Source organism: Photorhabdus aballayi (genome assembly GCF_026153155.1).
GTDB classification, from domain to species: Bacteria; Pseudomonadota; Gammaproteobacteria; order Enterobacterales; family Enterobacteriaceae; genus Photorhabdus; species Photorhabdus luminescens.
Genome location: NZ_JAPFCD010000003.1, coordinates 21,008 through 34,348 on the forward strand (window position 1 = coordinate 21,008; position 13,341 = coordinate 34,348).

At 37.6% G+C, this 13,341-nt stretch carries 9 protein-coding genes; 7 read left to right on the forward strand and 2 right to left on the reverse strand.

Annotated features, from left to right (window positions below; all coding sequences use genetic code 11):
* The first annotated feature begins 756 nt into the window (after nucleotides 1-756).
* The 3 genes from tnaC to mtr all read left to right on the forward strand — a co-directional run bounded on the left by tnaC (nucleotide 757) and on the right by mtr (nucleotide 3,850).
* A complete protein-coding gene (tnaC, locus tag OO184_RS25150) occupies nucleotides 757-855 on the forward strand; it encodes a tryptophanase leader peptide (protein WP_376712537.1) in 99 nt (32 codons plus the stop codon).
* Nucleotides 856-978: 123 nt separating this feature from the next.
* Nucleotides 979-2,379 (forward strand): tryptophanase, encoded by a 1,401-nt coding sequence (tnaA, locus tag OO184_RS02505; RefSeq protein ID WP_265377840.1) that lies wholly within the window; start codon nucleotides 979-981, stop codon nucleotides 2,377-2,379.
* A 226-nt stretch (nucleotides 2,380-2,605) separates the two neighbouring features.
* On the forward strand, nucleotides 2,606-3,850 hold the full coding sequence (mtr, locus tag OO184_RS02510; protein WP_265377841.1) for a tryptophan permease: 1,245 nt from the start codon (nucleotides 2,606-2,608) through the stop codon (nucleotides 3,848-3,850).
* A 348-nt stretch (nucleotides 3,851-4,198) separates the two neighbouring features.
* Here the strand turns inward: mtr and OO184_RS02515 are convergent, their stop codons facing one another.
* Nucleotides 4,199-5,410, reverse strand: coding sequence for a Tm-1-like ATP-binding domain-containing protein (locus OO184_RS02515; RefSeq protein ID WP_265377842.1), 1,212 nt, complete (start codon nucleotides 5,408-5,410; stop codon nucleotides 4,199-4,201).
* Between the two features lie 236 nt (nucleotides 5,411-5,646).
* On the opposite strand from OO184_RS02515, the gene OO184_RS02520 reads away from it, so the two are divergent.
* On the forward strand, nucleotides 5,647-6,270 hold the full coding sequence (locus OO184_RS02520) for a TetR/AcrR family transcriptional regulator (RefSeq protein WP_265377843.1): 624 nt from the start codon (nucleotides 5,647-5,649) through the stop codon (nucleotides 6,268-6,270).
* 88 nt (nucleotides 6,271-6,358) lie between these two features.
* On the opposite strand, the gene OO184_RS02525 is transcribed toward OO184_RS02520, so the two are convergent.
* Nucleotides 6,359-6,496, reverse strand: coding sequence for a hypothetical protein (locus tag OO184_RS02525; protein ID WP_265377844.1), 138 nt, complete (start codon nucleotides 6,494-6,496; stop codon nucleotides 6,359-6,361).
* On the opposite strand from OO184_RS02525, the gene OO184_RS02530 reads away from it, so the two are divergent.
* The 3 genes from OO184_RS02530 to OO184_RS02540 all read left to right on the forward strand — a co-directional run bounded on the left by OO184_RS02530 (nucleotide 6,491) and on the right by OO184_RS02540 (nucleotide 13,334).
* Nucleotides 6,491-7,453 (forward strand): threo-3-hydroxy-L-aspartate ammonia-lyase, encoded by a 963-nt coding sequence (locus tag OO184_RS02530; protein WP_265377845.1) that lies wholly within the window; start codon nucleotides 6,491-6,493, stop codon nucleotides 7,451-7,453. The two genes, OO184_RS02525 and OO184_RS02530, sit on opposite strands and share 6 nt — an antisense overlap.
* Before the next feature lie 533 nt (nucleotides 7,454-7,986).
* Nucleotides 7,987-10,311 carry a hypothetical protein gene (locus OO184_RS02535; protein ID WP_265377846.1) on the forward strand — a complete coding sequence of 775 codons (2,325 nt, stop codon included), beginning with the start codon at nucleotides 7,987-7,989 and terminating at the stop codon, nucleotides 10,309-10,311.
* A gap of 134 nt (nucleotides 10,312-10,445) precedes the next feature.
* A complete protein-coding gene (locus tag OO184_RS02540) occupies nucleotides 10,446-13,334 on the forward strand; it encodes a Tc toxin subunit A (protein WP_265377847.1) in 2,889 nt (962 codons plus the stop codon).
* Nucleotides 13,335-13,341 lie beyond the last annotated feature (7 nt).

Consider the following 13,341-nt stretch of genomic DNA (forward strand, 5'->3'; position numbering starts at 1 on the left):
TGAAAATGGAATTCTATTGATATCCAGTTAGCACAATTATTGCGTTATATATTTCGTTATATATTGTGTTATACGGAATTCTTCCTCTGTTTTTTCCTATTTTCCGCCCTTTGATAAAGGGCGGGTTTTAGGGAATTTTTTTATTATTTAAAAATAGAGTAAATTGAAAAGTATATTTTGGTTATTAAGATTCTATTTTTAATTTAAATAGTCTTAGATTGAGTTTTGAAAAGATTCAAGCATTGATTAAACAGTTTTTTATAGCAATAATGGCTATTTTATGATGGTTAGATTAAAATAATCAATAATCGGTTTATCTATATTGTATTTAGTAATATAAAAATAGTATTAATCTTGGCATTGTTGTAGTGATTTTTTTCATGGGATAGTTTATACCCTTCATCTTTCAAGCTGCTGCTTTGTTGGCTGCTTTCACTCACCCCAGTCACATAGTCATCTATGCTCCTGGGGATTCGTTCATTTGCCGCCGCGCTGCAACTCGAAATCTATTAGGTATATTGTTTTATTAGGTTATTGTATTAATGGTTTATTTAATTAATGGAGCTTAATTGCATTGTTATATCTATTTGTTAAATCTGTTTTTTATTTTTCTTGATAATTTATTTAATCTATTAAATTGAATCTATATATAAAATTATATTTTTGATGTTTCCTATTTTGTGGAATTGGTCACGGATAATTTAAATATTATCTATATCTTAATGACTGATTTTAATCAGGGAATAAATTCAATCTATGATTTCTATATTTTTACTTTATCATCTTATTTGTTCTTGTAATATGCAAGCATGGTTCAATGTCGATCCCCGTATTTCTCATTTTTTCCCTGATTAGTTGTTCTGGTTATATTTAAAATTAAATCTTGTAATCACCACATTTATTCTCATGCATTTCTGGTTGTTTTTGGAAATTTGCCTGAATTATTCGGTATAGCCAACTATTGGATAAAAAATATATATGAAACGTATTCCAGAACCTTTTCGTATTAAAATGATAGAAAATATTCGCATGACTACCCGCGCAGAACGTGAAAAAGCATTGGAAGAAGCCGGATATAATCCATTCCTGTTGCCCAGTGATGCGGTTTATATTGATTTGCTGACAGATTCCGGTACCGGAGCAATGAGTGATCGCCAGTGGGCGGGCATGATGATGGGGGATGAAGCTTATGCCGGTTCCCGTAACTATTATCATCTATGTGATAAAGTTAATGAATTAATTTGTTATCCATATACTATTCCAACCCACCAAGGGCGTGGCGCGGAACAGATTTTATTCCCGACATTAATTGCCCGTAAAAAAGCGCAAGGTGGTTCAACGCATCCGGTGTTTATTTCTAATTTCCATTTTGATACGACAGCGGCTCATGTGGAATTAAATGGCGCGAAAGCGATTAATGTTGTCACGCCAAAAGCCTTTGATACCACCACTTATTATGATTGGAAAGGCGATTTTGATATTGATGAGTTGAAAAAAACGATAGTAGAACATGGCGCTGATAATGTTGTCGCGATTATTACAACTGTGACCTGTAATAGTTCCGGTGGTCAGCCTATCTCTATGGCTAATATGAAAGCTGTGTATGAGATTGCAAAGCAACATGATATTCCTGTAGTGATTGATTCAGCCCGCTTCTGTGAAAATGCCTGGTTTATTAAGCAAAGAGAAAAGGGCTATGAAAATAAATCCGTGAAACAGATCGTCAAGGAGATGTATCAATATGGCGATATGTTAACAATGTCAGCTAAAAAAGACCCTTTAGTTAATATTGGCGGTCTTTGCTGTTTCCGTGAAGATGAAGATCTCTTTAATGAAGTGCGTACCCGTTGTGTGCCAATGGAAGGGTTTGTGACTTATGGCGGTCTTGCTGGGCGTGATATGGAGGCACTAGCGATTGGTCTTGAAGAAGGAATGAATGAAGATTATCTGACATATCGTATTAATCAGGTGGCTTATTTAGGTAATAGATTAAGAGAGGCTGGTATTCCTATTCAATATCCAACCGGTGGTCATGCTGTATTTGTTGATGCTAAATTATTATTACCGCATATTCCGGGGGAACAATTCCCTGCTCATGCGCTGAATAATGAATTATATCTGGAAGCGGGAATAAGAAGTGTGGAAATTGGTTCTTTGTTATTAGGTCGTGATCCAAAAACCGGCAAACAGAAACCATCGCCAATGGAGCTTTTGCGTTTAACTATTCCTCGCCGCGTCTATACTAATGATCATATGGATTATGTTGTAGAAGCCTTTATTTCCTTGAAGGAGCGGATGCCTCAGATTAAAGGATTAACATTTACTTATGAGCCATCGGTATTACGGCATTTCGTTGCAAGACTAAAACCAATTAAATAATAAAGATCGGGATGCTCTTTATTTAAGAGTATCCCCAATTTTACTGCTTATTTGCTGCTTATTTACTGCTTATTATACCCAATGGATTTCAAGATGCATCGCGACGGCAAGGGAGCGAATCCCCGGGAGCATAGATAACGATGTGACCGGGGTGAGAGAGTGTAGCCAACAAAGAGGCAACTTGAAAGATGACGGGTATATATAAAGCCACGCTAGGGTAATACATATGGCTACTTTGCCGATAAAAAAATCGTCTCCATCTTTATTTGGCGGCGCCATGATCATTAGTGGAACGATTATTGGCGCTGGCATGTTTTCTTTACCGGTTGTCATGTCAGGAGCATGGTTTTTCTGGTCAATCGCCGCTTTAATTTTTACCTGGTTTTGCATGTTGCATTCAGGATTAATGATATTGGAAGCCAATCTTAATTATCGAATTGGTTCAAGTTTCAGTACCATCACAAAAGATCTGTTGGGCAATGGCTGGAATATCATTAATGGTATTACCCTTGCTTTTGTTTTGTATATACTGACTTACGCTTATATTTCCGCGAGCGGATCGATTATTCAACATGCTATGCGGGAGGTATCGATAGACTTTTCACCTGGGTTTGCTGGTTTTTTATTTGCTTTTGTGGTTGCATTTATTATCTGGTTAAGTACTAAAACTGTCAGCCGGATAACATCAATTATTCTTGGTGCTAAGATATTAACTTTCTTTATGACGTTTGGCGGTTTGCTTTATAACGTTAAACCCGCGGTATTGTTTAATACAACTGAAGTCAATCCGACTTACTGGCCTTATGTATTAATGACTTTACCTTTTTGTCTGGTCTCCTTTGGCTATCATGGCAATGTTCCTAGCCTGATGAAATATTATGGAAAAGAGCCAGATAAAATAAAGAGATGCCTGTTTATTGGGACATCAATGGCCTTGGTGCTTTATTTGATCTGGTTAATTGGCGCAATGGGAAATATTTCCCGGCCTGATTTTGTCGAAATCATAGCAAAAGGGGGCAATATTGATGTTTTGGTTCAATCATTAAGTGGGGGATTGAACAGTTCAGCTCTGGACTTATTATTAACTCTCTTTTCTAACTTTGCCGTTGCCAGCTCTTTCCTTGGCGTCACGCTTGGGTTGTTCGATTATCTGGCTGATCTGCTTAAATTTGATGATACCAAGTTGGGGCGTTTTAAAACGGCATTGGTGACGTTTCTTCCGCCAATGGTTGGTGGAATGATTTACCCGAATGGCTTTATTCATGCGATTGGCTTTGCTGGCCTTGCTGCGACAGTTTGGGCTGCTATTGTTCCCGCATTGCTTGCCAGAGCATCTCGTAAGCGATTTGGCAGCCCTATGTATCGAGTTTGGGGAGGTAATGTAATGCTCGGCTTGATTTTGTTATTTGGTGTATTGAATGCCATTGCGCATATCTTATCAAATTTTAATCTATTGCCGGTTTATTCATAAAAAAACTCCTGCGGTGGGTGCCGCAGGAGCCTGGTGTTGACGGAAATAAGCTCCGAAAGGGAGAAAACAAAGCAGGTATATTTATGTTTTAATTTAGTTTGTTAACTCCCAACATCTTACAGCAAGGTTATTAACAGGAAGTTCTTACGGCTTCCCTTTAAGAACACGAATAATCAACTGCTTTAATTTCTTTTAGTACAACGTTTCAACAGACACGTCGTAAATTCGTCACTGATAGAACAATAGCATTAGAATGCCCTCGTTTGGCAACTTTTTGCCTAGTCATTAATTAGTTGTATATAATCTTTCAATGTCAGTGTTGTTTTTGCAACAGTATTACCGCCAGTACTAAGCCATCATCTGCTGGTATTCATCAATCACCTGTTGGCAAAAATCAGGTGAATTCACATGATGAGGGCTTTTAATTAGTTGTCTATTTTCCGTTTCTATCAATGTGGCCTCAAAAGCTTGGATAAATGCTTGATTAGCATCGGGATTCCAGAATGGCCCATCTTTAATATCCAGAGCGGAAAAACCACCTTCTGGAATAATAAATTTTACTTTTCCTTCGCACTGATTGAGTTTTTCCGCGATCCAAATTCCCAGTTGACGGTTCTCCTCGGGTATGGTGCGCATTAATGTGACTTGCGAATTGTGTCGGTAAAATTGTCTGTATTTGTAGCGTTCTGGGATAGTATTCAGATGACCAAAGTTCACCATATCCAGCGCTCCGCAAGAGCCAATATAAGGTATTTGCGTGCGGGCGATTGCTCCCAGACGGTCAGCGTCGCAAGCAAGAACACCACCAAACAGATAGTCACAGACTTCAGTGGTCGTGATATCCAGTAGACTGTGAAGCAAACGGCTTTCGGCTAGTTTCTCCATTGTTTTGCCGCCGCTGCCGGTTGCGTGGAAAACCAGACAATCATACTGTTGTTCCAACTCTCTGGTTAAGAACTGTATGCAAGGTGTCGTCACACCAAACATTGTCAAACCAATAGCCGGTTTATCTTCAATATTGTTCTCTTCATGAAAATAGACTGCCCCTGCAATTTGGTTGGCCGCGTTTTTTAACACTTGGCGAGAGATACGGTTAAGACCGGATACATCAGTGACCGAATACAGCATAGAGATGTCGCTAACACCCACGTAGCTAGAAACATCACCGGAGGCCATAGTAGAAACCATAAGTTTTGGTATACCTACGGGTAAAGATTGCATTGCCGGTGTGATCAGTGCTGTACCGCAGGAACCTCCCAGACCTAGAATTGCTAAAACATCAGTTTGTTTTGATAAAAAGACATTGAAAGCAACTGACATCGCGGAAATGGCTTTTCCCTTATCACCACAGAAAACGACTTCTTTACCTTGCGGGTGATGTTCTGCCACTGTTTGGGCCGTAATATCCGCGCCTCTTTCCTGTGAGCCAGATTGAGTGGTCAAATCCACAGTTCGAACAGCAAGGCCAGCTTTTTTGATCAGATCCCTGACGTAGAAAATTTCTGCGCGCTTGGTATCAAAAATAGTAGCGATATAAACATAGCCTTGGTTTTTTTTCATTATAATTATGAATACTTCCCTGGTGCTGACTACTCATTCATGGACAGATTATAGTCAAGATGAGACTCAAGTATCACTGTTATATTATCAAATTGAGACTGTCATCTCATTTTATCCATAAATAAGATGAATCAATTTGATCGTTTTGTAGATAGTTGAGTAGAGTGATGATAGCGAAAAAGTATTTTAACCATAAGTGTTAATGTAGCGATTTTTATTGTGAAAGAGCTGTGGGGATGATGGACTCGAAGACAAAAACTCATTTTACCGGTACGCGGAAAAAAACTTATACATTGCTGATAAATGCGGCGTTGGAACTTTTTGAACAGAGAGCGATACCTTCGGTTTCTGAATTGGCAATGCATGCTGGTGTTTCCAGGGCAACGGCATATCGCTATTTTCCGACTCAAAGTGATTTAATTGATGCCATTGTCGGCGCCAGCCTTGGACCGATTCTTACCTGGAAGCCGACCAGTGAAAAAACTGAGGAGCGGATTATTGAGTTGTTGAATTTTGCCTATCCTCGAATGTTTCAACATGAAGGCGCATTACGAGCTGCTCTGTTGGTTTCCTTGCAACAATGGGCTCACGGATGCTTATCTGAGGATAAGCAGGAAAAGAAACTGGTACGTGGACATCGTAAAGATATCCTTGCAATGGTTGTTGAACCCTTAAAAGGGCATTTCCCGCCGGATACCTTGGAAAATGTCATTCGTTCTTTTTCCCTGATTTATGGCTCAGAAGTCTTTCTGGTGATGAAAGATATCTGGCAGATGGATAATGCAGAAATTATTGAGATCACTAAATGGATGGCGAAAGCGATTATTAATCAGGCGCACAGAGATGCTGAGTTAGCGTGATTTTTGTCATTCATTTAGTCATAAGGTGTTATTTATTAGCTTACTTTCTTAGTGTGGATATTTGTCCACGTTTTATACCCAATAGATTTCAAGATGCATCGCGACGGCAAGGGAGCGAATCCCCGGGAGCATAGAGAACTATGTGACCGGGGTGAGTGAGCGCAGCCAACAAAGAGGCAACGTGAAAGATGACGGGTATATATAACTGACGGTTATTCTTATGCAAAATACTCCTGCTTATGATGATGTTATAGCGGCTGCCCGGCGTATAGAAGGTTATGCTCACCGTACTCCGGTTCTGACTTCCCGTACTGCTGATGAAATGACTGGAGCCAAGTTATTTTTTAAATGTGAAAATTACCAAAGGATGGGGGCATTTAAATTCCGTGGCGCGTTCAATGCGTTATCGCAGTTTAATGATGAGCAACGGCGTAACGGTGTTGTGACTTATTCATCGGGTAATCATGCTCAGGCGATTTCATTGGTAGCTCGTATACTGAATATGCCGGCGACAATCATTATGCCGTTCGATGCGCCGGCGGCTAAGGTAGCGGCGACCGAAGGTTATGGTGGTAAAATTGTTTTTTATGATCGTTATACGGACGATCGTGAACAAATTAGCCGTGAATTATCAGAAAAGCAGGGATTGACCTTAATTCCTCCTTATGATCACCCGCATATTATTGCCGGGCAGGGAACTGCGGCAAAAGAGCTGTTTGAAGAGGTTGGTGAGCTGAACGCATTATTTGTCTGTCTCGGTGGCGGTGGTTTGCTTTCAGGGAGTGCGCTTGCTACCCGCCATCTTTCTCCTGAATGTAAAATTTATGGTGTAGAGCCGGAAGCGGGTAATGATGCTCAACAATCATTCCGTCAGGGGAAAATTATCCATATTGATACGCCAAGAACCATTGCTGATGGTGCGCAAACTCAACACCTTGGTCAATACACTTTCGATATTATCCGAAGAAACGTTGATGATATTCTCACGGTTTCTGATGAAGAATTGGTGGATACAATGCATTTTTACGCAGAAAGAATGAAGATGATTGTTGAACCAACCGGTTGCCTAAGTTTTGCTGCTGCCCGCCAGATGAGTCAATCACTGAGAGGCCAAAGGGTAGGGATTATTGTCAGTGGCGGTAATGTGGATATCGAACGCTACTGTACTTTGCTGGCAAAATAACCTTAGACATAATAAGTCGCCTAGAAAGGTTTTTTTGATATTCACAGAACTTATAATATTGTTTTGCAATGTAATTATTGCTTTTCAGTTGTTGATTTTTGTATTTAGATATTAACTGTGGGGCTAATATTATGTATTAGCCACTACATATTTAATGTTAATATTTCCCTATGTTATATTCACATTGATACATGTTATATTAATCATATGCATCCTAATTAATTTATTTGGATGTATTGGATAATATATATGTTTCCTTCAACTTATTTCTAAGTTGGCAATAGAGAAAAATATATACCCAATGGATTTCAAGATGCATCGCGACGGCAAAGGAGCGAATCCCCGGGAGCATAGATAACTATGTGACCGGGGTGAGTGAGTGCAGCCAACAAAGAGGCAACTTGAAAGATGACGGGTATAAATTATTCTAGTTATTAACTTCATATTATTGAATTAATATGATGGCGGTAGCTATTATTTAATACGCTTACCTTAATAACATATTTTTAATAACTTCAAACATAGGTGATTATATGTCTACAGAAAATAGTATTGTTAATGATTTTAATGGGAAAACGAAGACTCTTGGATGGGATATTATTGCTGCCTATGATAGAACTAAAATAAATATGCTGTTTGAACAGCAATATGTGCGAAAAGTGAGTGAAGGTACACATTTTTCGCCTATTTTCTGGGAAAGCGAAAGTAAAAAGATAAAATTTGACAACTTGATATTGGGAGTGCCGTTAATTTCCTTTGAAAATTCATCAATTGAAGGTTCTCAGGCGACGGTAAAATTAAATTTTATTTCCGGCACGATAGTAGAGCTTTATGATGATGGTAGAGTAAAGAATTATCAAAGAATTACGCCGAATAATGATTACTATATGACCATAACTGTTGACTTGATTGCGGCAACAGGATCTGTTGGTAATGATGGTAAAGTTGTCGTTGAGTTTAAAAAAGGGACTTTGGGGGAAGTTAATGTTATTGACAATGCGCCAGCAGAAGTAAAGGAGTTTTTCCGTAATTTGCTCAAGGATAGTAATGTCACTTATGAGTTAGGTATCTTGAAGTTGAATAATACGGATGGGTTAGTACCAACAATGTTTAAAATCAGAACGCAACCTGCACCTGGTGCCAATTCATATGGTTCTGATAATTATGGTCATGGGGCGGTGTTGTTATTTATTGCAACAAACTATAATCCTAATGGCGGAGTATTGCCAACTAACTCAAGTAATTTTCCTTATTTGATACCGGATAATCGTTCTGCGGTGTTAATTATTAGTAATAAGACACTTTTTGAGAATATTCTTAAGCCCCAATATGAATATTTATTACCGAGTTCGACTGGAGTAGAATTAGAGCTGGTCAGCCTCAATGGTCAACAAGATGATTCAGCCAAATATTTGAATATAAAAAGCGGATATTCTGAAAGCGATGAGCCTGTACAATATAAAAGGGGAAAATATACAGTATGGACTGGATTGGTTAAATATAATGGCGCCACGAGCATTTGGCCTGAAAAGGTGAAAATTCCTTATTCTAGAATGTATATTAAACCTGGGAAGGAAAAGATTATCTTTTCTGGAGTAGGTAATAATAGTCAACCTTATCATTTTTCTCAAAGCGTTGGCGTATTGGAAGATAGTTTAATAACTGGTCATTATTCTAAAAATAAAATTGATTTCTATGTTGATGGTTCGATAGATATTACGCCTACAGTTATATCTAATGATGAAATTAAGTTGGAATCACATTATGGAATGAGTACCCGTTATGATAAACAAGGCGCATCTGGATGGGGAGGTCTTATAGGCCCTGATTTTGAATCAGAGTTTATTGATAAAACAGCAGAAATTGTTAAAGGTGTCGTTGAAACGGATTTAGCCAACGTAGCAAAAATTCAATTAAATAGCATTAGCCTATTTGCAGTTAAGAACCTTCTATTCCCTGAAAGCAATTGTATTCAATTTGACAAAGTGTATGTGCCTGGGGATATGGTGCTATTTGGTGATATTGCTCCAACATCAACTGCTTTTAAAATTAATGATCTTCAATTAACGATGCCGGTGAATACTAAGCATAAATTTACAACCAATATCAATGCAACGGTAAATTGGTCTATTACTCCAGCAGAATTGGGGAGTATTGATGCGAATACTGGCGATTATACGGCACCGACTAAGATAAAAGGGAATAGCCAAATTGTGACAATTACTGCGACAGACTCAAAAACAAACGCTAAAGCTTCAGCGGTTGTAACTCTGTTGCCTTCCTCAGTATCGGTTAGCCCTTCTTTCGTTGTTATCAATGAAAATGATGTTAATAAGAATGTCAATTTTACTGTTTATGGTAATAAGAAAGTGAATTGGAGTGTAGAAACGGGTACTGGCTATGGCGTTGTTGATGCGAATGGCAAATATACGCCTCCGGCTTCTTTCCCGGCCGGATATAATATGGTTACGGTGACGGCTGTTGCTGATAATGGCGATTTAGATAAAGTTAATATTTTGCTTATCAGTAAAAACACGCAAGCTGAGTTCAGGATTGATCCTGGCTATAGCAGAGATTCATTAATACCAGATGGAAATATAGATTTTTCTTCTACAGGTAACTCAGATTTTTCTCCAAGTGAATGGAGCCTTATGCCAGAAAGGGGAGATATTAAGGTGGGGAAACCCGAAATTGTAGGAAAAGATGAGTTTGACAATCCTATCGAAAAATATACTGCAACTTATACTGCGCCAAGTGATATTACGCGTTCAGAAATTGTTTTACTCAGAGTAACACATAAAAATAAACCCAATCGTGCGGGATATGCTCTGATTACACTTGAGCCGAAAATCAGTTAATAATTAGCTACTTTAAATAATCATCAGATGATGCAATAAATTCCTTATTGTTTATTGCATCTCTGTTCTCAAATCTATTCTCGTTGTTAGGTAAAACCTCCATTCATATATTTCCAATAAATAAAGGTCATCCTATGAATAATGATATTAGCCCATTGCTAGAGAAATTAGGTAATAAGTATAATTTTACCGATAAGATAATTGAGTCAGGTTATAAATCTATTTTTGATATTATAAGAACGCCTCGTAATCTATTTTTAGCGAAGTATAATTCAGAACATCAGGCAGCAGATATTTATGATACAGCAAACAGCTATGCTATACAAATAGCGCGTAAATTTCGTCAGCAGCATTATACTCATCATACATATGCCCGGAATTATTCTTCTCTTTCATTAAAAGGAGGTCCTCAATATCAATCTTTATTCCAGGATAACTGGCAGCAATATTGTCCAAATGGCGCGCCAGAAGCGAATAATTCGCCGGTTGCTTATTTAGCAGAGATTTATAAATTAGCTATGGATATTGAACTCAATGCCGAAGCTGAAGCAATTAAAATTGATAAACGCCGACCTGATTTAGCTCACTTAATTCTGGATGATGTGAGTATTAATCAGGAAATTACAACACTGTCATTGGTTAATACCATGCTCAGTCAGCGTTTAGAAGATACGTTAAAACAGCAAGGAAAAGCCAATTTATCCAGTTATGATCTTTTGACTAATGTACGTTATCCATTCCAGCTCCCTTATGATTATGCGCAGAACCAAATTAACCTAACATTTGATAATAAAAAACTTTTTTGTCTGGATATGATGCACCAGACAGATAAGAGTTATCCTTATTTTATTAAGTCTAATCTGAATACTGCTCATGGAGAATTTGTAGTCCCTTTGGCAAATCAGCTAGGAACTTCTCAGCAAAAAATAATTAATGAGCCATTAAACCCGTCTAATAGCCAATTCTATCAGGATAATTACGGTGTTAATAATGAGAAATTACTGGAATTATTATCAACTTTTACTACACAAACTTCTCTCTCTGTAGCAGAAGTTGAGCAATTATTATGTATAAAAGGAATATCTACCAATAAGGGGGCTGCATTAGAACAAAATAACGTGAGATTATCGCAAAATGTACGTAATTTAAATATACCTGCGGCGCCTTATAGTTATGGCGCTGTTTTTATTAATGGGCCAAATGCAAAAGAGAGTGATTTTTTACATTTGTATCGTGAATTTGTTTCAAATGTTAATTTGCCACAAGAAGTAAATAAATTATCAGGTGTGAATCATGGACGCTTTGATAGATTAAATCGCATGATACGGTTGTGGAAATGGATGCGTTTGCCGGTAGATAAAATTGATCTATTGGTGACTGCAACTATGCGGGCAGAAGGGGATAAAAATAAACAATTACAGATGAATGATAATACCTTACGTATGTTAGGTATTTTCCATCATTGGAGTAAAAAATATCATATTTCACCTGATGATTTTGCCGCATTGATATATCAGATTACCCCTTTTTCGACGGGTGTCGCTACTCCTTTCTTTGATCAGATATTTAATTCATCTGCGTTATTTGATGCGCCATTGGTAATTGATGATAGTGAGTTTTATTCGGAGACAAAACAGGACGATATTATTATTAGTAAGTTATGTGTTGGATTGAAAATTGAAGCGAAGGATTTTGCTCTATTAGCGCCATTAGTTGCTGAATCGATGGGTAAAAAGAGTTTGACATGTTCACTTCTTGTTATCTCTGCGTTTTATCGTATTGTGCAATTATCGAGAATTTTGGGATTAACACCACAGGAAGGTGTGGTTCTTTTAACGCTGATAGGTGGAAATAAAGTATTAAAACAGGTCGCTGGTATTCCTTATTTATCGCAATCGGGAAATAATAGGAAAACAGATATCTTGGATATTATGATTGCAATGGAGCAAGCCACAGAATGGCTGGCAAAAAATAAATTATCTGTTGGTACTCTTCAACTATTCTTATTACCGGAAAACGAAGTCGTTATGACCGGAAATGCAGCGCAGGTGGCCTTTATTAATCAAGTTGGACTGCATCGTAATTCAGAAAGCTTAACCCTGGAAAGTTTATCGTCGAATACCTTGCCAGCATTAGATAATAATGGTGATTTGATTAATTGGCTAACTCCACGTCAAACGGTCTTAAATGCGGTATCGCATCAAAAATATGGCTTAGTTAAACCTGATGTTAATATCACTGATGAAATTAATAAAGCGATAAAAAGTATATTACTTGACGAAAAAGTCAAAGTATCTATTACTGCGCAATGGGCTGCAATTATTATTCAAACTCAATCAGCACAAAATGCAATATCGGCTAGTATGTTGGCTAATGCATTTCAGTTATCACAACCATTTCCGTTATTTATTTTAAACTGGATCGGAACAAGTAGTTATGATTTTTTATTGAAGTCATTTGAATTGTTTGATAATAAAAATTTACAGCCAGAGGTGATCGACCAGGATTATTTGATACTGATGTATGATTTATCGCGATATATTGCAGTGATTAAGACCTTCCAATTGAGTACTGTGATGTTGAATCATTTTTCTGAACATCCTGAATGGTTCGGTTGCCAAAATACACAACTTTCTTTATCGGTTGTTTATTATTTCAGTCGCTATCGGGATTGGATGCAATTAGCAGCTCCTTTAAATAACGCGGAAGATAAAATATTGCGTTATTTACAGTTAGTTAATACAGATGGTAAAAATAACGATAAAGCTAATATAGTGAAAATATTGACTGAACTATTATCATGGCAGCGTGATGAAGTGCTATTGGCTAATTCATATGTTGTTGGCAAGGAAGATAATACAGCAAAAACATTGGCCGAAATAGATACCATGATGAGACTTAAAGTTTGGTCTGAGGAAATGGCGCTTTCCATGCGTTCATTGTTAGCGACAATAAATATTAATGCTCATTCCTCTTATGAGGATTATAAACAGGTTGGTATAGCGATGATCTCAACTTTGTAAATATAAC